At 70.4% G+C, this 22015-nt stretch carries 22 protein-coding genes; 16 read left to right on the forward strand and 6 right to left on the reverse strand.

Features of this window, described 5'->3' with window-relative positions:
* Positions 1 to 62 precede the first annotated feature (62 nt).
* The 7 genes from AB0I98_RS21230 to AB0I98_RS21260 all read left to right on the forward strand — a co-directional run bounded on the left by AB0I98_RS21230 (position 63) and on the right by AB0I98_RS21260 (position 6729).
* Positions 63 to 1601, forward strand: a complete 1539-nt coding sequence (locus AB0I98_RS21230; protein ID WP_362943963.1) for an ATP-dependent DNA ligase — start codon at positions 63 to 65, stop codon at positions 1599 to 1601.
* Complete coding sequence (locus AB0I98_RS21235; protein ID WP_362943965.1) at positions 1598 to 2056, forward strand: NUDIX domain-containing protein; 459 nt, start codon at positions 1598 to 1600, stop codon at positions 2054 to 2056. Before AB0I98_RS21230 ends, AB0I98_RS21235 begins: the two co-directional genes overlap by 4 nt.
* Before the next feature lie 74 nt (positions 2057 to 2130).
* The gene (locus AB0I98_RS21240) at positions 2131 to 3525 is read left to right on the forward strand and encodes an NADP-dependent succinic semialdehyde dehydrogenase (protein ID WP_362943967.1); all 1395 of its coding nucleotides are present in this window, start codon (positions 2131 to 2133) and stop codon (positions 3523 to 3525) included.
* 25 nt (positions 3526 to 3550) lie between these two features.
* A complete protein-coding gene (locus AB0I98_RS21245; RefSeq protein ID WP_210571140.1) occupies positions 3551 to 3787 on the forward strand; it encodes a DUF6213 family protein in 237 nt (78 codons plus the stop codon).
* Positions 3788 to 3861: 74 nt separating this feature from the next.
* Positions 3862 to 4971 (forward strand): type III polyketide synthase, encoded by a 1110-nt coding sequence (locus AB0I98_RS21250; RefSeq protein ID WP_362943969.1) that lies wholly within the window; start codon positions 3862 to 3864, stop codon positions 4969 to 4971.
* 14 nt (positions 4972 to 4985) lie between these two features.
* A complete protein-coding gene (locus AB0I98_RS21255) occupies positions 4986 to 6200 on the forward strand; it encodes a cytochrome P450 (protein ID WP_362943971.1) in 1215 nt (404 codons plus the stop codon).
* Positions 6201 to 6207: 7 nt separating this feature from the next.
* Positions 6208 to 6729, forward strand: coding sequence for a cupin domain-containing protein (locus AB0I98_RS21260; RefSeq protein ID WP_362943973.1), 522 nt, complete (start codon positions 6208 to 6210; stop codon positions 6727 to 6729).
* Between the two features lie 58 nt (positions 6730 to 6787).
* On the opposite strand, the gene AB0I98_RS21265 is transcribed toward AB0I98_RS21260, so the two are convergent.
* On the reverse strand, positions 6788 to 8005 hold the full coding sequence (locus AB0I98_RS21265; protein ID WP_362943975.1) for an acyl-CoA dehydrogenase family protein: 1218 nt from the start codon (positions 8003 to 8005) through the stop codon (positions 6788 to 6790).
* Positions 8006 to 8170: 165 nt separating this feature from the next.
* On the opposite strand from AB0I98_RS21265, the gene AB0I98_RS21270 reads away from it, so the two are divergent.
* The gene (locus AB0I98_RS21270; protein ID WP_362943977.1) at positions 8171 to 8812 is read left to right on the forward strand and encodes a TetR family transcriptional regulator; all 642 of its coding nucleotides are present in this window, start codon (positions 8171 to 8173) and stop codon (positions 8810 to 8812) included.
* Between the two features lie 55 nt (positions 8813 to 8867).
* Here AB0I98_RS21270 and def read toward each other — a convergent pair whose 3' ends face one another.
* Positions 8868 to 9422, reverse strand: a complete 555-nt coding sequence (gene def, locus AB0I98_RS21275) for a peptide deformylase (RefSeq protein ID WP_362943979.1) — start codon at positions 9420 to 9422, stop codon at positions 8868 to 8870.
* A 111-nt stretch (positions 9423 to 9533) separates the two neighbouring features.
* Here def and AB0I98_RS21280 point away from each other — a divergent pair, with 111 nt between their 5' ends.
* From AB0I98_RS21280 to AB0I98_RS21310, 7 genes are all read left to right on the forward strand, one after another.
* Positions 9534 to 10772, forward strand: coding sequence for a MurT ligase domain-containing protein (locus tag AB0I98_RS21280; protein ID WP_362943981.1), 1239 nt, complete (start codon positions 9534 to 9536; stop codon positions 10770 to 10772).
* A 16-nt stretch (positions 10773 to 10788) separates the two neighbouring features.
* Complete coding sequence (locus AB0I98_RS21285; protein WP_362943983.1) at positions 10789 to 11517, forward strand: glutamine amidotransferase; 729 nt, start codon at positions 10789 to 10791, stop codon at positions 11515 to 11517.
* A gap of 190 nt (positions 11518 to 11707) precedes the next feature.
* Positions 11708 to 12733: a 6-phosphofructokinase gene (locus tag AB0I98_RS21290; protein WP_362943985.1), complete on the forward strand. Its 1026-nt coding sequence runs from the start codon at positions 11708 to 11710 to the stop codon at positions 12731 to 12733.
* 113 nt (positions 12734 to 12846) lie between these two features.
* Positions 12847 to 13797 (forward strand): cytochrome c oxidase assembly protein, encoded by a 951-nt coding sequence (locus tag AB0I98_RS21295; RefSeq protein ID WP_362943987.1) that lies wholly within the window; start codon positions 12847 to 12849, stop codon positions 13795 to 13797.
* Between the two features lie 57 nt (positions 13798 to 13854).
* Positions 13855 to 15306, forward strand: coding sequence for a DUF6777 domain-containing protein (locus tag AB0I98_RS21300; RefSeq protein WP_362943989.1), 1452 nt, complete (start codon positions 13855 to 13857; stop codon positions 15304 to 15306).
* Between the two features lie 27 nt (positions 15307 to 15333).
* Positions 15334 to 17151 carry a protein kinase gene (locus AB0I98_RS21305; protein WP_362943991.1) on the forward strand — a complete coding sequence of 606 codons (1818 nt, stop codon included), beginning with the start codon at positions 15334 to 15336 and terminating at the stop codon, positions 17149 to 17151.
* Positions 17152 to 17164: 13 nt separating this feature from the next.
* Positions 17165 to 17335 (forward strand): hypothetical protein, encoded by a 171-nt coding sequence (locus tag AB0I98_RS21310; RefSeq protein ID WP_301978043.1) that lies wholly within the window; start codon positions 17165 to 17167, stop codon positions 17333 to 17335.
* A gap of 3 nt (positions 17336 to 17338) precedes the next feature.
* Here AB0I98_RS21310 and AB0I98_RS21315 read toward each other — a convergent pair whose 3' ends face one another.
* Genes AB0I98_RS21315 through AB0I98_RS21330 form a run of 4 tightly spaced genes read right to left on the reverse strand, consistent with a single transcriptional unit; the run spans position 17339 to position 21392 of the window.
* Positions 17339 to 18553 carry a histidine kinase gene (locus AB0I98_RS21315; RefSeq protein ID WP_362943993.1) on the reverse strand — a complete coding sequence of 405 codons (1215 nt, stop codon included), beginning with the start codon at positions 18551 to 18553 and terminating at the stop codon, positions 17339 to 17341.
* Positions 18550 to 20262: a cation acetate symporter gene (locus tag AB0I98_RS21320; RefSeq protein ID WP_362943995.1), complete on the reverse strand. Its 1713-nt coding sequence runs from the start codon at positions 20260 to 20262 to the stop codon at positions 18550 to 18552. The genes AB0I98_RS21315 and AB0I98_RS21320 overlap by 4 nt, the downstream gene beginning before the upstream one ends.
* Before the next feature lie 12 nt (positions 20263 to 20274).
* On the reverse strand, positions 20275 to 20637 hold the full coding sequence (locus AB0I98_RS21325; protein WP_362943996.1) for a hypothetical protein: 363 nt from the start codon (positions 20635 to 20637) through the stop codon (positions 20275 to 20277).
* A 2-nt stretch (positions 20638 to 20639) separates the two neighbouring features.
* The gene (locus tag AB0I98_RS21330) at positions 20640 to 21392 is read right to left on the reverse strand and encodes a LytTR family transcriptional regulator DNA-binding domain-containing protein (protein WP_362943998.1); all 753 of its coding nucleotides are present in this window, start codon (positions 21390 to 21392) and stop codon (positions 20640 to 20642) included.
* Positions 21393 to 21468: 76 nt separating this feature from the next.
* Between AB0I98_RS21330 and AB0I98_RS21335 the strand changes: the two genes are divergently transcribed.
* A complete protein-coding gene (locus AB0I98_RS21335) occupies positions 21469 to 21960 on the forward strand; it encodes an Lrp/AsnC family transcriptional regulator (RefSeq protein ID WP_362944000.1) in 492 nt (163 codons plus the stop codon).
* Positions 21961 to 22015: the final 55 nt, after the last annotated feature.

Consider the following 22015-nt stretch of genomic DNA (forward strand, 5'->3'; position numbering starts at 1 on the left):
AGACGAACGACAACCCGTTTGTCGGGGTGTATACCGACGGAGCCCGTTGCAACATGGGCTGCATGCTGCTGACCCGCCTGGCCCACGTGTCCCGCGAGGTCGCCGCCACCTCGGCGCGCTCCCGGAAGATCGCGCTGCTCGCGGAGCTGTTCCGGGACGCGGAGGCGGACGACGTGCCGATCGTGATCCCGTATCTGGCGGGAAGGCTGCCGCAGGGGCGGCTCGGCGTCGGCTGGAAGGCGCTGAGCCGCCCGGTCGCCCCGGCCGCCGAGCCGACCCTGAGCGTGCGCGAGGTGGACGCCCTGCTCAGCGAGCTGGGCAAGGTTTCCGGGCCCGGTTCGCAGGCGGAACGGGCCCGGCTGGTGGGCGAGTTGATGGGCGCGGCCACCGAGGACGAGCAGCGCTTCCTGCTCGGGCTGATCACCGGTGAGGTACGGCAGGGCGCGCTGGACGCGGTGGCGGTCGAGGGCCTCGCGGTGGCGACGGGGGCGCCGCCGGCGGACGTACGGCGGGCGGTGATGCTGGCCGGGTCCCTCCAGACCGTCGCCCAGGCGCTGCTCGCGGACGGTCCGGCGTCACTGGACCGCTTCCGGCTCACCGTCGGCCGCCCGGTCCTGCCGATGCTGGCGCACAGCGCGTCCTCGGTGGCCGAGGCGGTCGACAAGCTCGGCGCATGCGCGGTCGAGGAGAAGCTCGACGGCATCCGCGTCCAGGTGCACCGGGACGGCGACACCGTACGGATCTACACCCGCACCCTCGACGACATCACCGACCGGCTGCCCGAACTGACCTCGGCGGCCCTGGAGTTGAACGGCGAGCGCTTCATCCTGGACGGTGAGGTGATCTCCTTCGGCGCGGACGGACGGCCCCGTTCCTTCCAGGAGACCGCCGGGCGCGTCGGCTCCCGCGTGGACGTGGCGACGGCGGCCAAGGAGGTCCCCGTCTCCCCCGTCTTCTTCGACGCGCTGTCCGTCGGCGACCGCGACCTGCTCGACCTGCCGTTCGCCGAGCGGCACGCGGAGCTGGCCCGGCTGGTGCCCGAGCCGATGCGGGTGCGCCGGACGCTCGTCGACGGACCCGACGACATCGACGCGGCGGACGCCTTCCTCGCCGAGACCCTGAAACGCGGCCACGAGGGCATCGTCGCCAAGGCCCTCGACGCCCCCTACAGCGCGGGCCGGCGCGGCGCGTCCTGGCTGAAGGTCAAGCCGGTGCACACGCTCGACCTCGTCGTCCTGGCCGCCGAGTGGGGCCACGGCCGCCGCACCGGCAAGCTCTCCAACCTCCACCTGGGCGCGCGCAAGCCCGACGGCTCCTTCGCCATGCTCGGCAAGACCTTCAAGGGTCTAACCGACGCGATGCTGACCTGGCAGACGGAGCGTCTCCAGGAGCTGGCCGTCGAGGACAACGGCTGGGTCGTGACCGTACGCCCGGAACTCGTCGTCGAGATCGCCTACGACGGTCTGCAGAAGTCCACCCGCTACCCGGCCGGCGTCACCCTCCGCTTCGCCCGCGTGGTCCGCTACCGCGAGGACAAGCGGCCGGAGGAGGCCGACACGGTGGAGACGCTGCTGGCCGCACATCCCGAGGTGACGCCATGAGGACGAGCGCCGGCCTGCTGTTGTTCCGCCACACGGACCGAGGTGTGGAGGTGTTGCTCGGGCATATGGGCGGCCCGTTCTTCGCGCGCCGTGACGAAGGGGCGTGGACCGTGCCCAAGGGCGAGTACGAACCCGACGAGCCCGCCTGGGACGCCGCCCGCCGCGAGTTCCAGGAGGAGCTGGGGCTGCCGCCGCCCGACGGTGAGGCGATCGACCTCGGCGAGGTCCGGCAGACGGGCGGCAAGATCGTCACCGTATGGGCGGTGGAGGCCGACCTCGACCCGGCTGCCGTCGTCCCCGGCACCTTCCGGATGGAGTGGCCGCCGAGGTCCGGGCAGACCCAGGAGTTCCCCGAGCTGGACCGGGTGGAGTGGTTCGGGCTCGACCGCGCCCGGGCCCTGATCGTGAAGGCGCAGACCGCGTTTCTCGACCGGCTGGCGGAGCACTCGGGCTGAACAGCGGCCTACGCGTTGCGGTCCCCGGCGGCGCGCGGGAAGGTCGAACCAAAGCCGCCCTCAGGAGGTCAGCCATGCCCATCGCGACGGTGAACCCGGCGAACGGCGAGACGCTCAAGACGTACGAGGCCATGGGCGCCGAAGAACTGGAACGCAGGCTCCAGCTCGCCGAAGCCACGTTCCGCACCTATCGGGCGACCGGCTTCGCCGAGCGCGCCCTGCTGCTGCGCCGGGCCGCCGATCTCCTCGAGGAGGACCAGCAGGACATCGGCCGTGTCATGACCACCGAGATGGGCAAGCCGGTCAAGCAGGCCCGCGCGGAGGCCGCGAAGTGCGCCAAGGCGATGCGCTGGTACGCCGACCACGCGGCCGGGCTCCTCGCCGACGAGGAACCCGCCGACTCCGACGTGCGGGACTCCGGCGCCTCCCGCGTCCTCGTCCGCTACCGGCCGCTGGGCCCGGTGCTCGCGGTCATGCCGTGGAACTTCCCGCTCTGGCAGGTCATCCGCTTCGCCGCGCCCGCACTGATGGCGGGCAACGTCGGCCTCCTCAAACACGCCTCGAACGTCCCGCAGACCGCCCTCTACCTGGAGGATCTGTTCCACCGCGCGGGCTTCCCCGAGGGCTGCTTCCAGACCCTGCTCATCGGCGCCGACGCGGTCGAGGACATCCTGCGCGACGAGCGCGTCCGGGCGGCCACCCTCACCGGCAGCGAGCCCGCCGGCCGCGCGGTCGCGTCCGTCGCCGGGGAGATGGTGAAGAAGACGGTGCTGGAGCTGGGCGGCAGCGACCCGTACATCGTCATGCCCTCCGCCGACGTCGACCGGGCCGCCCAAGTCGCGGTCACCGCACGGGTGCAGAACAACGGCCAGTCCTGCATCGCCGCCAAGCGGTTCATCGTGCACGCCGATGTGTACGACGCGTTCGCCGAGCGGTTCGTCGCGAGCATGAAAGCGCTGAAGGTCGGCGACCCGATGGAGGAGGACACGGACGTCGGGCCGCTGTCGAGCGAGCAGGGGCGGGCCGACCTGGAGGAGTTGGTGGATGACGCGACGCGCAGCGGTGCGGCGGTGTTGTGCGGCGGCCACCGGCTCCGGCGACCCGAGCTGCCCGGTTGGTACTACCCGCCGACCGTCCTCACCGGCATCACCCGCGAGATGCGGATCCACCGCGAGGAGGCGTTCGGGCCGGTGGCCACGCTGTATCGCGCGGGTGACCTGGACGAGGCGGTGCTCATCGCCAACGACTCGTCGTTCGGGCTGAGTTCCAACGTCTGGACGCGCGACGGGGCCGAGGTCGACCGGTTCGTACGGGACCTGGAGGCGGGTGGCGTGTACGTCAACGGGATGACGGCGTCCCACCCGGCGTTCCCGTTCGGCGGAGTGAAGCGGTCCGGGTACGGGCGTGAGCTGTCCGGGCACGGAATCCGCGAGTTCTGCAACATCACGACCGTATGGCACGGAGCGTGAGGGTTCCGCGGCTACGATCCCCTTTGTGAACCGCGAAGTGACTCTGCCTCTGATCGTCGACGACCGCGGGACCCTGCAGGTGGCTGCCGCCGACGTCAGCAAGTTGTTGCGGACGGTGGGTGCGCGATGGCTGCACCTTGTCGAGGCCGGGCAGGAGGAGCTGGACGAGGACACGGTGGCGGCGCTGACGATCGAGCTGGCCAAGCTGGCCGACCGTATCGATGTCGCCTGTATCGCGCACAGCAGCGGGGGCACGCCGTAGGCGTTGGGCAAATCCAGTGATCCCCAATTTGGAGTAGTCCGGCGCGAGATAGTCGCCCCGTCGGGTGATCGTGAATGCACAACCTTCTGACCGGGGGGCGCAGGCCTTCCGGAAGGCGAAAGCAGGCACGGTTCATGGCGACTTTGTGCAGACCCTCGGTGTCCGTTCCAGAGCACGTGATCACGATGGAGGAGACGCTGGAGCTGGCTCGCTCCCGCCACTCCGACCACCCCCAACTGCCGCTGGCCCTCCGGCTGATCGAGAACACCGGCGTACGCACCCGGCACATCGTGCAGCCGATCGAGGAGACCCTGAAGCACCCCGGCTTCGAGCACCGCAACAAGGTCTACGAGGCCGAGGCGAAGGCCCGGGTCCCCGCGGTCATACAGCGGGCCCTCGACGACGCTGAGCTGCTCACCACCGACATCGACGTGATCATCTACGTGTCGTGCACGGGCTTCATGATGCCCTCGCTCACGGCCTGGCTGATCAACGAGATGGACTTCGACAGCACCACCCGCCAGATCCCCATAGCCCAGCTGGGCTGCGCGGCCGGCGGGGCGGCGATCAACCGGGCGCACGACTTCTGCACGGCCTACCCCGAGGCCAACGCGCTCATCGTGGCCTGCGAGTTCTGCTCGCTGTGCTACCAGCCCACCGACATCGGCGTCGGCTCGCTGCTGTCCAACGGCCTGTTCGGCGACGGCATCGCCGCCGCGGCGGTCCGCGGGCGCGGCGGCGAGGGGATCACGCTGGAGCGCAACGGCTCGTACCTGATCCCCAAGACCGAAGAGTGGATCATGTACGACGTCCGGGCCACCGGATTCCACTTCCTGCTGGACAAGCGGGTGCCGGCCACCATGGAGCCGCTCGCCCCGGCGCTGCAGGACCTCGCGGGCATGCACGGCTGGGACGCCGCCGACCTGGACTTCTACATAGTCCATGCGGGCGGGCCCCGAATACTCGACGACCTCAGCAAGTTTCTGCAGGTCGACCCGCACGCGTTCCGGTTCAGCCGGTCGACGCTCACCGAGTACGGCAACATCGCCAGCGCCGTCGTCCTGGACGCGCTGCGCCGGCTGTTCGAGGAGGGCGGCGCCGAACACAAGGCGCGCGGGCTCCTCGCCGGGTTCGGTCCCGGTATCACCGCCGAGATGGCCCTGGGCCGCTGGCACCGCAACTGACGAGACGACGTGAGATGACCGAAGAGACGATCACCGAAACCCTTCCTCCCGTCCGGCACTGGCCGGCGCTCGACCTGTCGGGCGTGGACTTCGACCCGATCCTCGGCCAGCTGATGGACGAGGGCCCGGTCACCCGGATCCAGCTGCCCAACGGCGAGGGCTGGGCCTGGCTGGTCACCCGCTACGACGACGTACGCATGGTGACCAACGACCCCCGGTTCAGCCGCGAGGCCGTCATGGATCGGCAGGTCACCCGGCTCGCCCCGCACTTCATCCCGGCCCGCGGCGCCGTCGGCTTCCTGGACCCGCCGGACCACACCCGGCTGCGCCGCTCGGTGGCTGCCGCGTTCACCGCGAAGGGCGTGGAGCGGGTGCGGGAGAAGTCCCGCCGCATGCTGGACGAGCTGGTCGACGAGCTCCTTCAGGACGGCCCGCCCGCCGACCTCACCGAGACGGTGCTCAGCCCCTTCCCCATCGCCGTGATCTGCGAGCTGATGGGCGTCCCGGCCGCCGACCGGCACGGCATGCACACCTGGACCCAGCTCATCCTGTCCTCCTCGCACGGCGCCGACGTCAGCGAGAAGGCCAAGAACGAGATGGGCGCCTACTTCGCCGACCTCATCGGCATGCGCGAGGGCAGCACCGGCGAGGACGTCACCTCACTGCTCGGCGCGGCGGTCGGCAAGGGCGAGGTGACGCTGGAGGAGGCCGTCGGACTCGCGGTGCTCCTCCAGATCGGCGGCGAGGCGGTCACCAACAACAGCGGGCAGATGTTCTACATCCTGCTGACCCGCCCCGACCTCGCCGCACGGCTGCGCGCCGAGCCGGAGATCCGCCCCCAGGCCATCGACGAACTGCTGCGCTACATCCCGCACCGCAACGCCGTCGGGCTGTCCCGGATCGCGATGGAGGACGTCGGCATCAAGGGCGTACGGATCCGGGCGGGCGACGCGATCTACGTGTCGTACCTCGCCGCCAACCGCGACCCGGACGTCTTCCCGCAGCCCGAAATGATCGACTTCTCCCGCAACCCCAACCCCCACGTCTCCTTCGGCTTCGGCCCGCACTACTGCCCCGGCGGCATGCTGGCCCGGCTGGAGTCCGAACTCCTCGTCGACGCGCTCCTCGACCGGGTACCGGGACTGAAGCTCGCCGTGCCGCCCCGGGAAGTGCCCTTCAAAAAGGGCGCGTTGATCCGCGGGCCCGAGGCCCTGCCGGTCACCTGGTGAGACACCGATGACGGCGACGGAGGGACTCCTCGTACCACCGGGCCACGGCCGGGTCGTCCAGACACCGGCCCAGCACGTGACCTTCAAGGTCACCGGCACGCACTCCCGAACGGCCTCCACCTTCGAGGTCCTCGTCCCCCCGGGCTTCGACGTCGGCGCCCATGTCCACACGCGCAGCGAGGAGTTGTTCTACGTCCTGGAAGGCGAGCTGGACGTACTCGCCTTCGAGCCGCGCATCCGCACCCCCGACAACTGGCAGAAGTGGGAGTCGAGTTCGGGCAACAGAGTCGTACGCGCGACCCCGGGCACACTCATCGTCGTCCCACCCGGCTGCCCGCACGCCTTCGCCAACCCGACGAACACCCAGGCCAAGATGTTCTTCCAGGCGTCCCCACCGCCGGACCACGAGCGGTATTTCGAGGAGCTGCTGGAGATCCTGGGGAACGGGGGCCCGCCGGATCATGCGGCGATCGAGGAGTTGCGGAGACGGTACGACATTGAGCAACTAACTCCACTCCGGCACAGGTGACCGACCTCAGGGGCGCGGGGAACTGCGCGACCAGCCCCCACGACCCGCAGCCCGCGTACTACCGAATGGACATCCCCGAGATCGTCCGAGCAATCACCAGCCGCTGAATCTCACTGGTCCCCTCGAAGATCGTGTAAATCGCGGCATCGCGATGCATCCGCTCCACCGGATACTCCCGCGTGTATCCGTTGCCGCCCAGGATCTGAATTGCCTGCCCGGTGACCTTCTTGGCCGTCTCGCTCGCAAACAGCTTCGACATCGAGCCTTCGGCAGCGGTGAACGGCTTCCCGTTGACCGCCATCCAGGAGGCCCGCCAGACGAGTAGACGCGCCGCATCAATGGACGTACGCATGTCCGCAAGCTGGAAAGCCACACCCTGATTGTCGATGATCGGACGTCCGAACTGCTCACGCGTCATGGCGTAGTCGAGGGCCACCTCGTACGCGGCCCGAGCGGTGCCCACCGCCATCGCACCCACCGCCGGCCGCGAAGCCTCAAACGTCGCCATCGCCGCGTTCCTCACCCGCTCACCGCCGGAGGCCTTCGCCCGCGCCAGCCGCTCGTCCAGCTTCCCCTTCCCACCCAGCAGGCAGGAGCCGGGAACCCGCACGTTGTCCAGGACGACCTCGGCGGTGTGCGAGGCGCGGATGCCGTGCTTCTTGAACTTCTGGCCCTGGGACAGGCCAGGAGTGTTCGGCGGGACGATGAAGGAGGCGTGGCCCTTGGAGCCGAGGTCCGGGTCGACGACGGCGACGACGACGTGGACGTTGGCGATGCCGCCGTTGGTCGCCCAGGTCTTCGTACCGTTGAGCACCCACTCGTCCTTGGCCTCGTCGTACACGGCACGCGTCCGCATGGAGGCCACATCGGAGCCGGCGTCAGGCTCGGAGGAGCAGAACGCGGCGACCTTGACATCGTTGGCATCGCCGTACATCTGGGGAATCCAGGTGCCGATCTGTTCCTCGGTGCCGTTGGCGAGGACGCCGACGGCGGCGAGGCCCGTGCCGACGATGGACAGGGCGATGCCCGCGTCGCCCCAGAACAGCTCCTCCATGGCCATGGGGATGCCGAGGCCAGTGGGGTCGAAGTACTGCTGGGCGTAGAAGTCCAGGGAGTAGATGCCGACCTTGGCGGCCTCCTGGATGACAGGCCAGGGAGTCTCCTCACGCTCGTCCCATTCGGCGGCTGCGGGACGGATGACGTCGGCGGCGAAACCGTGCAGCCAGTCCCGGACCTCCTTCTGTTCGTCGTTGAGCTCCATGGTGAACTCGGCCATGTCCCCTCCAGCAGTGGCGCACTATCCTGTTACTTGCGGTAACCGAAGTCTGTTACCGACCGGTAGGAAAAGTCAACTCCTGACGGCTCGGCAGCCAGTTCGATGTCAGGAGCGTAATGAGTGTTAGTTTGCGCAGGCGTCACCGATCGAGCAGGGGGAGATCACATGGACACCACACAGCGGACCGATCAGCAGCGCTCCGCCGACCGCCGTCGGCGTGAGCTGCTGGAGGCCGCGGACAGAGTGGTGCTGCGCGACGGCCCGCAGGCCTCGATGAACGCGATCGCGGCGGAGGCGGGCATCACGAAGCCGATCCTCTACCGGCACTTCGGCGACAAGGGCGGGCTTTACGCAGCCCTTGCCAAGCGGCATACCGATGCGCTGCTGGATTCCCTGCGGGCCGCGCTGGACGCCCCGGCGGACCGGCGGGAGCGGGTCGAGGCCACGCTCGACACGTATCTCGCGGCGATCGAGGCGCGTCCTCAGGTGTACCGGTTCCTGATGCATCCGTCCGAGGGGTCGGCGAGTGACCACGGGTTCGATGTCGGCGTTCAGTCGGGGCCGCTGCTGCGGCGGATGGGCGAGGAGTTGGCCCAGGTCATCGAGGACCGGCTGGATCTCGGGCCGGGGAGCCAGCAGTTGGCTCGGGTGTGGGGGCATGGGATCGTCGGGATGATGCACGCTGCGGGTGACTGGTGGCTGGGGGAACGGCCTTGTTCTCGGGCTGAGTTGGTGCGGAGTTTGGCCGACCTGTTGTGGGGGCGCTTGGCAGCGGCCGGGGACAAAGTGGGCGGTCCTGGGTTCTGACGGTTGTGTGTCGGCTGCGGGTTGGTGGGGGCTGGTCGCGCAGTTCCCCGCGCCCCTAAGTGGTACCAGTGACCCTGCGCCAAGAGGCTCGGGCCACCTGTCGCGTCAGGCGTCTTTGGCGCCAGCCCGTCAAGTGGTCCGCGTAGACCTTGCCCTCCAGGTGGTCGCACTCGTGCTGCAGGCAGCGTGCGAAGAAGCCCGTGCCATGAACCGTGATCGGCTCTCCTGTCATCGTGAAGCCCTCGACCACCGCGTGGTCGTATCGCTCCGTCCCTGCCTCCAGGCCCGGTAGGGAGAGGCAGCCCTCGGGGCCGCGGATCACCACGCCGTCCGCCTCCACCAGCCTCGGGTTCACGACATGTCCCAGGTGCCGTACGTCCTCGTCGTCCGGGCAGTCGTAGACGAACACCCGCAAGGGCTCGCCGATCTGATTCGCTGCCAGGCCGACTCCCTGGGCTGCGTACATCGTGGCGAACAGGTCTTCGACGAGGGCCGTGAGGGCCGGGCCGAAGTCGGTCACCTCGTGGCATCGCTCACGCAGCAGCGGAGCGCCATGCAGGGTGAGGGGCCGGACGCGCCCGTGCGCGCCCGGAATGGAGCCGTTTCGCATGGCCGCAAGGGTACGGCGATTCGGGAGTGCGAATGGATCTCGATAGGCTGACCACCACCACGTTGCCGTCAGGCAGAGGCGCGGCGCGTACGCAAGGAGGATCGAGAACTGATGGCAGGCAACTCGGACCCGCTCACGCCGCGGGCCAAGCTGGCCGTGACCGCGGGCAAGGCGGTCGCGGCGGCATCGCGTGCCGCGGGGCGCGGGAGCGGTTCGGTGATCGGCGGCCGCGTGGCACTCAAGCTCGACCCCGACCTCCTCGCCCGGCTCGCCCAGAACCTGGACGTGATCCTGGTGTCGGCGACCAACGGCAAGACCACGACGACCCGGCTGATCGCCGAGGCCCTGCGCGCCGCGGGCCCGGTCGTCTCGAACGCGCTCGGTGCCAACATGCCCGCCGGTATCACCTCCGCGCTGGCCGGTGGATCCGACGCGCGGTACGGCGTGATCGAGGTCGACGAGAAGTACCTCGCCGGGGTGGCCCGGGACACCGACCCGAAGTGCATCGCCCTGCTCAACCTCTCCCGCGACCAGCTCGACCGCGCCGCCGAGACCCGGATGCTCGCCGAGAACTGGCGGGAGGGGCTCGCGGGCTCCAAGGCCGTGGTCGTCGCCAACGCCGACGACCCGCTCGTGGTGTGGGCCGCGTCCTCCTCCCCCAACGTGATCTGGGTCGCCGCCGGTCAGATGTGGAAGGACGACGCCTGGTCCTGCCCGTCCTGCGGTGGCGTGATGCAGCGGCCGGGCGACGACTGGTTCTGCAGTGAGTGCGGTTTCCGACGGCCGACGCCCAGCTGGGCGCTGTCGGGCGACCACGTACTCGACCCGCACGGCTCCGCCTGGCCCATTCACCTTCAGCTGCCGGGGCGGGCCAACAAGGCCAACGCCGCCTCGTCGGCCGCCGTCGCCGCCGTGTTCGGGGTGCCGCCGCAGGTCGCGCTGGAACGGATGTACCAGGTGCAGGCCGTGGCCGGGCGCTACGACGTGGTGCAGTTCATGGAGCGCGATCTGCGACTGCTGCTCGCGAAGAACCCGGCCGGCTGGCTGGAGACGTTCTCGCTCATCGACCCGCCGCCCACCCCGGTGATCCTCTCCGTGAACGCGCGCGGCGCCGACGGCACCGACACCTCCTGGCTGTGGGACGTGGACTACACGCGGCTGACCGGGCACCCGATCTGCGTCATCGGCGACCGCAGGCTGGACCTCGCGGTCCGTCTGGAGGTCGCGAACCAGCACTTCCAGGTCTGCGAGAACCTCGACCAGGCCGTGCAGATGAGCCCGCCCGGCCGGATCGAGGTCATCGCCAACTACACCGCCTTCCAGGACCTGCGCCGCCGCGTCGGCAACTGACACACAGGGGACTTTTGTGAGCGACAACAGCCTGCGGGTCGTCTGGATCTATCCCGACCTGCTCAGCACATACGGCGACCAGGGCAACGTCCTGGTCGTGGAGCGCCGGGCCCGGCAGCGCGGCCTCGACGTGGCCCGCCTGGACGTCCGCAGCGACCAGCCGATCCCGACGTCCGGCGACATCTACCTGATCGGCGGCGGCGAGGACCGGCCGCAGCGGCTCGCGGCCGAGCGGCTGCGGCGGGACGGCGGACTGCAGCGCGCCGTCGGCAACGGCGCGATCGTGTTCTCGGTGTGCGCGGGCTACCAGATCCTCGGCCACGAGTTCATCAACGACCTCGGCCAGCGCGAGCCCGGTCTCGGGCTGCTGGACGTGGTGTCCGTGCGCGGTGAGGGTGAGCGGTGCGTCGGCGACGTGCTCGGGGACATCGACCCGCGCCTCGGCCTGCCGCAGCTGACCGGCTTCGAGAACCACCAGGGCGTCACCCACCTCGGCCCCACCGCCCGCCCCCTCGCCCAGGTGAAGCTGGGCAAGGGCAACGGCACGGGAGACGGCACTGAGGGCGCGTACAACGACACGGTGTTCGGCACGTACATGCACGGTCCGGTGCTGGCCCGGAACCCGCTCATCGCCGACCTGCTGCTGAAGCTGGCGCTCGACGTGAACGCGCTGCCGCCGACCGACGACCGGTGGTACGAGGCGCTGCGGGGCGAGCGGATCGCGGCGGCGCAGCAGCCTGCCTGAGCTGCCTGTACACCTGGGCTCCAGCCAGGCTTTACCAGCCCGTCTGACGCTGTGTCCGCACAGGTGAGCGGGGTCGTCCAGCAGGCGGACGCACGCTTCGGCCCCGCCCCTTCCTCCCGCTAGGGTGGCGGGGATCGAACCGGACAACGTGGTCCGGTCCCCGGCCCACGTTGAGAAGGTATTTCGGGCTATGCGCATTGGTGTCCTCACGTCCGGAGGCGACTGCCCCGGCCTGAACGCCGTCATCCGGTCCGTCGTGCACCGTGCCGTCGCCGACCACGGCGACGAGGTCATCGGTTTCCGGGACGGCTGGAAGGGCCTCCTGGAGTGCGACTACCTCAAGCTCGACCTCGACGCGGTGGGCGGCATCCTCGCTCGCGGCGGCACGATCCTCGGTTCCTCCCGCGTCCAGCCGTCCCACCTGCGGGACGGTGTGGAGCGGGCGAAGGGCCATGTCGCGGAGCTCGGTCTCGACGCCGTCATCCCGATCGGCGGCGAAGGCACGCTGAAGGCCGCCCGGCTGATGTCGGACAGCGGCCTGCCCATCGTCGGCGTGCCCAAGACCATCGACAACGACATCGCCGTCACCGACGTCACCTTCGGCTTCGACACGGCCGTGGGCGTGGCGACCGAGGCGCTGGACCGCCTCAAGACCACCGCCGAGTCCCACCAGCGTGTGCTCGTGGTCGAGGTCATGGGCCGCAACACCGGCTGGATCGCGCTCCACTCCGGCATGGCGGCCGGCGCCCACGCCATCGTCGTACCGGAACGGCCCTTCGACATCGAGGAGTTGGCCAAGGTCGTCGGGGAGCGGTTCCAGGCCGGAAAGCGGTTCGCGATCGTCGTGGCGGCGGAGGGGGCCAAGCCGAAGCCGGGCTCCATGGCCTTCGACGAGGGCGGCGAGGACATCTACGGCCATAAGCGCTTCGCCGGGATCGCCCGTCAGCTGTCGATCGAGCTGGAGGAGCGGCTGGGGAAGGAAGCCCGGCCGGTGATTCTCGGGCATGTGCAGCGCGGGGGGACGCCGACCGCGTACGACCGTGTGCTCGCCACTCGGTTCGGGTGGCATGCGGTGGAGGCTGTGCACCGCGGGGAGTTCGGGAAGATGACGGCGCTTCGTGGGACCGACATTGAGATGGTGCCGTTGGCGGAGGCCGTCGAGACGCTGAAGACGGTTCCCGCAGAGCGCTACGAAGAAGCCGAGTGCGTGCTTTAGCTCAGGTAGTGGCGAACTGAAGAGTCTGCCCCCGGCCGCAGCAGCGGCCGGGGGCAGTTCTAGTCTGTGTGCGGACAGACACGCACAACCCCCACGAATCAGGAGCCGTCGGAATGGATCACAGCGGGCACGGCATGACCATGGATCTGCCGCCGTTCACGCTGGGGCGGGGTCTTCAGTGGTCGGCCGACCCGTTCTTCCTCGTCGCCTGTCTGGTGGGGCTCGCGCTGTATGCGTACGGCGTCGTGCGGCTGCGGCAGCGCGGTGACAGCTGGCCGGTGGGGCGGACGATCTCGTACGTCGCCGGTGTGCTGACCATCGCGCTCGTGATGTGCACCAAGCTGAACGACTACGGCATGGTGATGTTCAGCGTGCACATGGTGCAGCACATGGTGATCAGCATGCTGTCGCCGATCCTGATCCTGCTCGGCGCCCCGATCACGCTCGCGCTGCGGGCGCTGCCCGTCGCCGGCAAGGGCCGCAAGGGGCCGCGCGAGCTGCTGCTGGCGCTGCTGCACAGCCGGTACATGCAGATCATCACGCACCCGGCCTTCACCATTCCGCTGTTCATCGCGAGCCTGTACGCGCTGTACTTCACGCCGCTCTTCGACTTCCTGATGGGGTCCAAGACGGGGCACATCGCGATGATGGTGCACTTCCTGGCCGCGGGGGTCGTCTTCTTCTGGCCGATCATCGGCGTCGACCCGGGACCCAACCGGCCCGGTTATCTGATGCGGATGCTGGAGCTGTTCGCGGGCATGCCGTTCCACGCGTTCTTCGGTATCGCGTTGATGATGGCGTCCACGCCGATGGTCGAGACGTTCAAGAACCCGCCCGCCTCCCTCGCTATCGACGCGCTCTCCGACCAGAACGCGGCCGGCGGAATCGCCTGGGCGTTCAGTGAGATCCCGTCGGTGCTGGTGCTGCTCGCGTTGTTGTTCCAGTGGCACAGCAGTGAGCAGCGGCAGGCGCGGCGCAAGGACCGGGCGGCCGACCGGGACGGCGACAAGGAACTCGAGGCGTACAACGCCTATTTGGCCTCATTGAACGCACGGGGACACTGACCGGCATTTCGTTCAGTAGCATGAAGCGCATAGGGGGAACCGCCGGGGGGAGCGGTGATGACTTTGCGCAGGATTGCCGTCCTGTTGATTTTCGTTCTGTCTTTGAGCGCGTGCGACGCGGATACGCCGTTGCGCGTGGTGAAAGCGGTCGCGGCGGGAGTTCCGTCGCTCGCTCCTTTCTTCGACGAGGGCAGCGGGCTGGGGCGCGACGCACAGATACGTTCGCAGTCGGCCCGGGGCAGCCTTCAGCAGGGCGACACGCCTGGGCTGTACGGGGGTTCGAAGCAGCCGACGATCTGTGATGCCGAGAAACTCGAACGGTTTCTCACTGATCCCGCGAATGAGCAGAAGGCGCGGGCGTGGGCGCGGGCGCTCGGCATCACGACGGACGGGATTCCGGCCTATCTGGACCGGCTCACACCAGTTCTGCTGCGTCACGACACTCTCGTGAAGAACCATGACTACAAGAAGGGAAAGGCCGTCCCCTTCGACTCATTGCTCCAGGCGGGAATCGCGGTTCTCGTGGATTCGCGGGGGCAGCCCGCCGTCAAGTGCTCATGCGGAAATCCGTTGCGGCCTTTTGATGGGGACAGCAGTCGGATTTCCGTCGAGTTCGAGGACGGGAATGAGCAGTGGGCCGGATTCGACCGTTCCGCCGTCGTGGCGGTGCGGCCGGCGCCGCGTGCGCTGGAGCGGATCGCCCTCGTCGACGTGGCGGATCCCGGCCGGGGCATCAACCGTCCGATCGGCACGGCGGGCGAGAAGGACCGCGCCTTCGACACACGGGAGCGGAGGGCGGTGCCGGACGTCGCCGGGACGACCTTCGGCGAGGCGAGCCGGCGGCTGGCCGACAAGGGGCTGGCGGTCGCCTTCGACGGGACGGGACTGCCGCCGGACGGTGCGCGGGTCACGGCGTCGGATCCGCCCGCGGGGACCGAGCTGAGGTTCGGGGAGTATGTGGTGCTGAGTGTGGACGGGGCTGAGTCGGGAGGCTCCGGCGGGTCCGACGGGCCGGGTGGGGCCGGTGGGTCGACCTCTCCCCCGGCATCCGGGTCCTCCCCGTCGACCGACGGGCCTGGCAGCATGCCGCCCTCATCGCCCGGTGGCAGCTCGGGATCATCGTCTTCGCCGCCGTCGTCCGGTACGACGCCCAGTTCTCCGGCGCCTGAGTCGAGCCCGCCGACCAGTTCCCAGCCGCCTGCCACGAGCACGCCGCCGCCCGCCGCTCCTCCGCCGAGCAGCCAGCCCCCGCCCCTGACGAGTGCGCCCCCGGAACCACCCAGCGCCCCACCCCCGGCGACCAGCAGCGCTCCCCCGGTGACCACCAGCGCACCCCCGCCCAGCGCCCCGGCCACCAGCAGCGCGCCCGCCACCAGCGAACCGGCGACAAGCGAGCCGGTGACCGGTGAACCGGCAGGCAGTGCTCCGGTCGCCGGCGCGGCCGCGATCAGCACCCCGGAGAGCCGCGCCCCGGTCACCGGCCCGCCCGCCTCCGGCGCCACCACGTAGCACCCCGCAGAACCCGGGAGTCAGCGGATGCCTTCAGGATCACCGACGTCGGGAGTGGGCCGGGTCATCGCCGGCCGCTATCTGCTGCTGAACCAGCTGGGCAGCGGCGGTATGGGCCATGTGTGGCTCGCGCACGACCAGAGACTGGCGTGCGAGGTCGCGCTCAAGGAGATCGTGTTCCGTGACCCGGCGGAGGCGGGGCACGAGCGGGAGGCGCGGGTGGCGCGCGCTCGTGCGGAGGCCCGGCACGCGGCGGGGCTGCGTGGCCATCCGCATGTGGTGACCGTGCACGACGTGCTGGAGCACGACGGGCTGCCGTGGATCGTCATGGAGTACGTGCCCGGCGCGGTCGACCTGCGCGACCTGGTCACCCGGCGCGGCCCGCTGGGCCCCGCGGAGGGCGCCCGGATCGGGCTCGCGGTGCTGGACGCGCTGACCGCCGGGCACGAGCGGGGCGTGATGCACCGGGATGTGAAACCGGCGAACATCCTGCTGGCGCCGGACCGCACCGGGTCGCCGTACGGCCGGGTCCTGCTCACCGACTACGGCATCTCGGTGCAGCCGGACGCGGGAGAGACGCGGTACACGCTGACGTCCGTGCTGGTCGGCACGGCGGGGTATCTGGCGCCGGAGCGGGCCACGGGCGGGCCGCCGACCCCGGCGGCCGATCTGTTCTCGCTGGGCTGCACGCTGTATCACGCGGTCGAGGGGATGGGGCCGTTCGAGCGGGAGTCGCATCTCGCGGAGATCACCGCGGTGGTGACCGAGGAGCCGCCTCCACCGGAGCGCGCGGGTGCGCTCGGGCCGGTGATCCAGGCGATGCTCGTCAAGGATCCAGGGCAGCGGATCTCCGCGGCGGAGGCGGAGGCGGAGCTGTCGCGGATCGTGACGCCGCAGGCCGAGCCGTATGCGCGGACTCAGACCGACCTCGGGTCACAGCCACCCTGGGCCGTCGCACCGGAGCCTCCTCCTCAGGGGTTCGGGCCCGTTGTCCTCGCGCCGCCCGGCAGGCGCCGACGTTCCCGTCCGAACGCCGTTCGGGCCGTCGTCGCCGGTCTGCTCGGGCTGGCGCTCGCGGGAAGCGGCGTCTGGTACGCCATGGCCCAGCGGACGGGCAGCGGCGCGGACGGGACCCGGCTGCCGTACGGAGCGGCCGTAGGGCTGGCCGAGCCGCTGAAGGACGGTGACTGTGTGCTCGCCGACTGGCCCACGGCGACCCGGTTCCAGGGCACGCCGCGCCTGACCGTGGACGCCGGCTGCGGTGGCCGGGCGCCGGACGGGCAGGTGATGGCGTTCGTCGAGACCGCGTCCGCCAAGGAGGCTGCCGTCGAGGGGGCTGCGCGCTGTGAGGAGCGGACGCAGGAGATCCGCGGGAAGCTCGCGGACGTCCGGAGTCTTGCCGTCGTGCCGTCCGGGGCGGGGTTCGAGGCGGCCGGGGGGCGGACCGCCTGTCTGGTGCTGGGTGCGCACGGGCCGGTGTACGGGCCGCTGGGCGGGCACCGCGAGGTGGGGACGGAGTTCGCGGACACGTCGACGATGCAGAAGCGGGACTGTCTGGACGTACCGTCGAACCGGGCTGCGCGACTGGTCTCCTGCGAGGGTCCGTACGACGAGATGGTGCTCGGATTCACCCGGCTGGGCGCCGACGTCACGCTCACGGAGGCGCGTACCGAGTCGGATGCGGCGTGTGCGCGGGATGTGCCGCCGCGGGACTACGGCTTCGATCCGTCGGTGTATCTGGCGGGGTCGTGGACGAGCGCCGGGCCATGGAAGTCGGGAACGCATTTCGTCGTGTGCACCGTGCGGAGGCAGAACGGGGGCACCATGGGGGGGGACGGACCATGAGGAGGGTGTTGCGATGCCCGGTTCTTCGGACGGATCGACCAAGGCGATGGGGGTGCTCACGGTCGGCGGACTGGTCGTGGTGACCGCCTATACGGTGGCGCTCGGCAGCAGTGGCTGGCTGTGGTTCGGCTGGGTCGTACTGGGGCTGATCACCCTCGGAATGATCGTCACCAAGAGCACGTGAGCGTCAGGGGCGGGTCAGCCGACTCGCCGAGTGCACGCCCGGCTGGTACTTCGGCAGCCGGGCGGTCACCTTCATGCCCGCTCCCACGGCGGTCTCGATGACGAGGCCGTAGTCGTCTCCGTACACCTGGCGGAGCCGGTCGTCGACGTTGGACAGGCCAATGCCGCCCGACGGGCTGGCCTCGCCGGCGAGGATGCGGCGCAGGGCGACGGGGTCCATTCCGGCCCCGTCGTCCTCGATGACGACCAGCGCCTCGGCTCCGGCGTCCTGTGCGGTGATGCTGATGTGGCACTTGCCCGCGGAGGCCGCCTTGCCTTCGAGCCCGTGCTTCACGGCGTTCTCGACGAGCGGCTGGAGGCAGAGGAAGGGCAGGGCGACCGGCAGCACCTCCGGGGCGATCTGGAGGGTGACGGAGAGGCGGTCGCCGAAGCGTGCCCGCACGAGCGCCAAGTAGTGGTCGATGGCGTGGAGCTCGTCGGCGAGGGTGGTGAAATCGCCGTGCCTGCGGAACGAGTAGCGGGTGAAGTCGGCGAATTCCAGGAGCAGTTCGCGGGCGCGCTCGGGGTCGGTGCGCACGAACGAGGCGATCACCGCGAGCGAGTTGAAGATGAAGTGGGGGGATATCTGGGCGCGCAGGGCCTTGATCTCGGCCTCGATCAGGCGGGTGCGGGACTGGTCCAGGTCGGCCAGCTCCAGCTGGACGGAGACCCAGCGGGCGACCTCACCGGCGGCGCGCACGAGCACCGCCGATTCCCGGGGCGCGCAGGCGACGAGCGCTCCGTGCACCCGGTCGTCGACGGTGAGCGGGGCGACGACGGCCCAGCGGACCGGGCAGTCGGGCGTCTCGCAGGTCAGCGGGAAGGCCTCGCCCCGGCCCGACTCCAGGGGGCCGGCGAGGCGGTCCATGATCTCCGCCCGGTGATGCCCGCCCACCCCGTCCCAGACCAGCACCTCCTTCTGGTCCGCCAGGCACAGCGCGTCCGTGCCGAGCAGCGTGCGCAGTCTGCGGGCCGACTTGCGGGCGGTCTCCTCGGTCAGGCCCGCGCGCAGCGGGGGCGCGGCGAGGGAGGCGGTGTGCAGGGTCTGGAAGGTGGCGTGCTCGACCGGGGTGCCGAGGCCGACGAGGCTCTCGGGGCGCGCGGTGCGGCGGCCGAGCCAGAACCCGGCGGCCAGCAGCGGAAGGATCGCCACGCACAGACCTGCGATGAATCCGCTCATGCCTTCACCTCCGTGCGCAGCTCCTCCGGCAGATGGAACCGGGCCAGGATCGCCGCCGTGCCCGCCGGTACCCGGCTCGGTGTGGCCAGGGACACCAGCACCATGGTGAGGAAGCCCAGCGGCACCGACCAGATGGCGGGCCAGGCGAGCAGGGCGTGGAAGGCGCCGCTGCCCGGGAAGCCCGCCATGGTCGCGGCGACGGCGACGAGTGCGGAGCCGCCGCCCACCAGCATTCCGGCGGCGGCACCGGGCGGGGTGAGCCGCCGCCACCAGATCCCGAGCACGAGCAGCGGGCAGAACGACGACGCGGACACGGCGAAGGCCAGCCCGACGGCGTCGGCGACCGGCAGTCCGCCGACCAGGACGCTGGCGGCCACGGGTACGGCCATCGCGAGGACCGTACCGAGCCTGAAGTGGCGTACGCCACGTGACGGGAGCACGTCCTGGGTGAGCACGCCCGCCACGGCCATCGTCAGTCCCGACGCCGTCGACAGGAACGCGGCGAAGGCTCCCCCGGCGACCAGCGCGCCGAGCAGGTCACCACCGAGGCCGCCGATCATGCGGTCGGGCAGGAGCAGTACGGCGGCGTCCGCGTCGCCGGTGAGGGTGAGCTCGGGGGCGTACAGGCGGCCCAGGGCGCCGTAGACCGGGGGCAGCAGGTAGAAGGCGCCGATCAGGCCCAGGACGGCGACGGTGGTGCGGCGGGCGGCGACTCCGTGCGGGCTGGTGTAGAAGCGGACGACGACGTGCGGCAGGCCCATGGTGCCGAGGAAGGTGGCGAGGATCAGTCCGTACGTCGCGTACAGCGGGCGTTCGCCGCGGCTCTCGGCCTGCGAGGGTGACAGGCTGCCGTCACCGACGCGGTCGGCCTCGGGGACGGGGGCGCCCTTGGCGAAGGTCAGCCGGGTGCCGGCGTCGATGTGGTGGGTGCCCGCGGGGAGCCGCAGTTCGGTGTCCTCGTGGGCGCGGCCGTCGACGGTGCCACTCACCGTGACCGTCAGCGGAGCGTCCAGCTTCATGTCGAGGCTGTCGTCGACGCGGACGACGCGCTGTTCGCGGAAGGTGGCCGGTTCCTCGAAGGCCCGGGTCGGTGATCCGTCGCCCTGCCAGGCGAGGACCAGGAAGAGGGCGGGGACCAGCAGGGCGGTGAGCTTGAGCCAGTACTGGAAGGCCTGCACGAAGGTGATGCTGCGCATGCCGCCGGCGGCGACCGTGGCGACCACGACGACCGCGACGATCAGCCCGCCGAGGTAGTCCGGCGCTCCGGTCAGGACAGTCAACGTCAGTCCGGCGCCCTGGAGCTGGGGCAGCAGGTAGAGCCAGCCGACGCCGACGACGAAGGCGCCCGCGAGCCGCCGTACCGCCTGGGAGGCGAGGCGGGCCTCGGCGAAGTCGGGCAGCGTGTAGGCGCCGGAGCGGCGCAGCGGGGCGGCGACGAAGATCAGCAGCACCAGATAGCCCGCCGTGTAGCCGACGGGGTACCAGAGCATGTCGGGGCCCTGCACCAGGACCAGGCCCGCGATGCCCAGGAAGGACGCGGCGGAGAGGTACTCGCCGCTGATGGCGGCCGCGTTGAGGCGGGGGCCGACGGTGCGGGAGGCGACGTAGAAGTCGGAGGTGGTGCGGGAGATGCGCAGGCCGAACGCGCCGACGAAGACCGTCGCGAGGACGACGAGGGCGACAGCGGGGACGGCGTAGCTCGAGTTCATCGGTCCGCGGCTTCAGCGGTCTTCGACGAGGCGCACGAAGTCCCGCTCGTTGCGCTCGGCACGCCCCACATACCAGCGGGCGAGCAGGACGAGCGGGACGTAGATGCCGAAGCCGAGGACGGCCCATTGGACGCCGTGGGCGTCCGGCACGGTCACGAAGAGCAGCGGCAGCGGGCCGATGAGGAGTCCGAGGACGGCGAACACGGCGAGGGCGGCGCGCAGCTGGGTGCGCATCAGGGAGCGGACGTAGGTGTGGCCGAGGGTGGTCTGTTCGTCGATCTCGGTGCGGGGGCGGTAGTAGCCGGAAGTGGGGCGGCTACGGCGCGGCGGGCCGGTGACGACGACGCGCCGTTCGGCGGGGTCCTGGTTCGGCACGGCTACGGCCTCCTCATCAGCAGGTCCCGCAGTTCGCGGGTGTGGCGCCGGCTGACCTGGAGTTCCTCGGAGCCGACCACGACGCTCACGGTGCCGGCGTCCAGCCGGAGCTCGCCGATGTGGCGCAGGGCGACGAGATGGCGGCGGTGGATGCGGACGAAGCCGCGGGAGCGCCAGCGCTCCTCCAGGGTGGACAGCGGGATGCGTACGAGGTGACTGCCCTTGTCGGTGTGCAGCCGGGCGTAGTCGCCCTGGGCCTCGACGTGGGTGATGTCCTCGACGGCGACGAAGCGGGTCACGCCGCCGAGCTCGACGGGTATGTGGTCGGGGTCGGGTTCGTGCACGGGTATGTGCTGCGGGGCGCTGTCCCGCAGCTCGGCGGCGCGGCGGATCGCCTCGGCCAGCCGTTCCTTGCGGACGGGCTTGAGCACGTAGTCCACGGCCTTGAGGTCGAAGGCCTGCACGGCGAAGTCCTCGTGGGCGGTGACGAACACGACGAGCGGCGGCTGGGCGAAGCCGGTGAGCAGCCGGGCCAGGTCGAGTCCGTCGAGGCCGGGCATGTTGATGTCGAGGAAGACGACGTCGATGGCCTCGGGGCCGTGCGGGCCCGATTCCAGGGCCCGGTTGATGCGGCGCAGCGCCTCGGTGGCGTCGCTCGCGCCCTCGGCTGTGCCGATCCGGGGATCCGCGTTCAGGAGGTAGAGCAACTCCTCCAGCGAGGGTCGTTCGTCGTCGACGGCGAGGGCGCGCAGCATGAACCCGGAGTCTAGGAGCAATTCGTACGCCTGCGCACGTGCTCGGGGGGACGTTTCCGCTGGATACAGTGCGGCCATGAACAGCAGGGCCGATTCCTTCGACGACCTCGACCGGAAGATCATCACCGCGCTGATGGCCAACGCGCGAACCAGTTTCGCCGAGATCGGGACGGCTGTCGGGCTGTCCGCCACGGCCGTCAAGCGGCGGGTGGACCGGCTGCGGGAGACGGGGGTGATCACCGGGTTCACGGCGACGGTGCAGCCGTCGGCGCTGGGCTGGCGCACGGAGGCGTATGTCGAGGTGTACTGCGAGGGGGCGGCGCCGCCGCGGCGGCTGGCGGAGGTGGTGCGCAACCATCCGGAGATCACGGCGGCGATGACGGTGACCGGCGGTGCGGACGCGCTGCTGCATGTGCGGGCGCGGGATGTGGAGCACTTCGAGGAGGTGCTGGAGCGGATCCGTGCGGAGCCGTTCATCCGGAAGACGATCAGTGTGATGGTGCTGTCCCATCTGATCCCGGAGAGTCCGGAGGCGGGCGCCAGCCAGCCCGCCCCCGAGGGCGCATGAGACGTGCGCTGAGGATCGTAAAGACGCAGCATTCCTGCGCGGACACGCAAGCTTT

The sequence above is a fragment of the Streptomyces sp. NPDC050211 genome (assembly GCF_040656035.1).
Taxonomy (GTDB): domain Bacteria; phylum Actinomycetota; class Actinomycetes; order Streptomycetales; family Streptomycetaceae; genus Streptomyces.

Coding starts and splice junctions, on each gene's coding strand:
- AB0I98_RS21230 (WP_362943963.1), top strand. CDS start 63: ATGCTGCTGACCCGCCTGGCCCACGTGTCCCGCGAGGTCGCCGCCACC.
- AB0I98_RS21235 (WP_362943965.1), top strand. CDS start 1,598: ATGAGGACGAGCGCCGGCCTGCTGTTGTTCCGCCACACGGACCGAGGT.
- AB0I98_RS21240 (WP_362943967.1), top strand. CDS start 2,131: ATGCCCATCGCGACGGTGAACCCGGCGAACGGCGAGACGCTCAAGACG.
- AB0I98_RS21250 (WP_362943969.1), top strand. CDS start 3,862: ATGCACAACCTTCTGACCGGGGGGCGCAGGCCTTCCGGAAGGCGAAAG.
- AB0I98_RS21255 (WP_362943971.1), top strand. CDS start 4,986: ATGACCGAAGAGACGATCACCGAAACCCTTCCTCCCGTCCGGCACTGG.
- AB0I98_RS21260 (WP_362943973.1), top strand. CDS start 6,208: ATGACGGCGACGGAGGGACTCCTCGTACCACCGGGCCACGGCCGGGTC.
- AB0I98_RS21265 (WP_362943975.1), bottom strand. CDS start 8,005: ATGGCCGAGTTCACCATGGAGCTCAACGACGAACAGAAGGAGGTCCGG.
- AB0I98_RS21270 (WP_362943977.1), top strand. CDS start 8,171: ATGGACACCACACAGCGGACCGATCAGCAGCGCTCCGCCGACCGCCGT.
- def (WP_362943979.1), bottom strand. CDS start 9,422: ATGCGAAACGGCTCCATTCCGGGCGCGCACGGGCGCGTCCGGCCCCTC.
- AB0I98_RS21280 (WP_362943981.1), top strand. CDS start 9,534: ATGGCAGGCAACTCGGACCCGCTCACGCCGCGGGCCAAGCTGGCCGTG.
- AB0I98_RS21290 (WP_362943985.1), top strand. CDS start 11,708: ATGCGCATTGGTGTCCTCACGTCCGGAGGCGACTGCCCCGGCCTGAAC.
- AB0I98_RS21295 (WP_362943987.1), top strand. CDS start 12,847: ATGGATCACAGCGGGCACGGCATGACCATGGATCTGCCGCCGTTCACG.
- AB0I98_RS21300 (WP_362943989.1), top strand. CDS start 13,855: ATGACTTTGCGCAGGATTGCCGTCCTGTTGATTTTCGTTCTGTCTTTG.
- AB0I98_RS21305 (WP_362943991.1), top strand. CDS start 15,334: ATGCCTTCAGGATCACCGACGTCGGGAGTGGGCCGGGTCATCGCCGGC.
- AB0I98_RS21310 (WP_301978043.1), top strand. CDS start 17,165: ATGCCCGGTTCTTCGGACGGATCGACCAAGGCGATGGGGGTGCTCACG.
- AB0I98_RS21315 (WP_362943993.1), bottom strand. CDS start 18,553: ATGAGCGGATTCATCGCAGGTCTGTGCGTGGCGATCCTTCCGCTGCTG.
- AB0I98_RS21320 (WP_362943995.1), bottom strand. CDS start 20,262: ATGAACTCGAGCTACGCCGTCCCCGCTGTCGCCCTCGTCGTCCTCGCG.
- AB0I98_RS21330 (WP_362943998.1), bottom strand. CDS start 21,392: ATGCTGCGCGCCCTCGCCGTCGACGACGAACGACCCTCGCTGGAGGAG.
- AB0I98_RS21335 (WP_362944000.1), top strand. CDS start 21,469: ATGAACAGCAGGGCCGATTCCTTCGACGACCTCGACCGGAAGATCATC.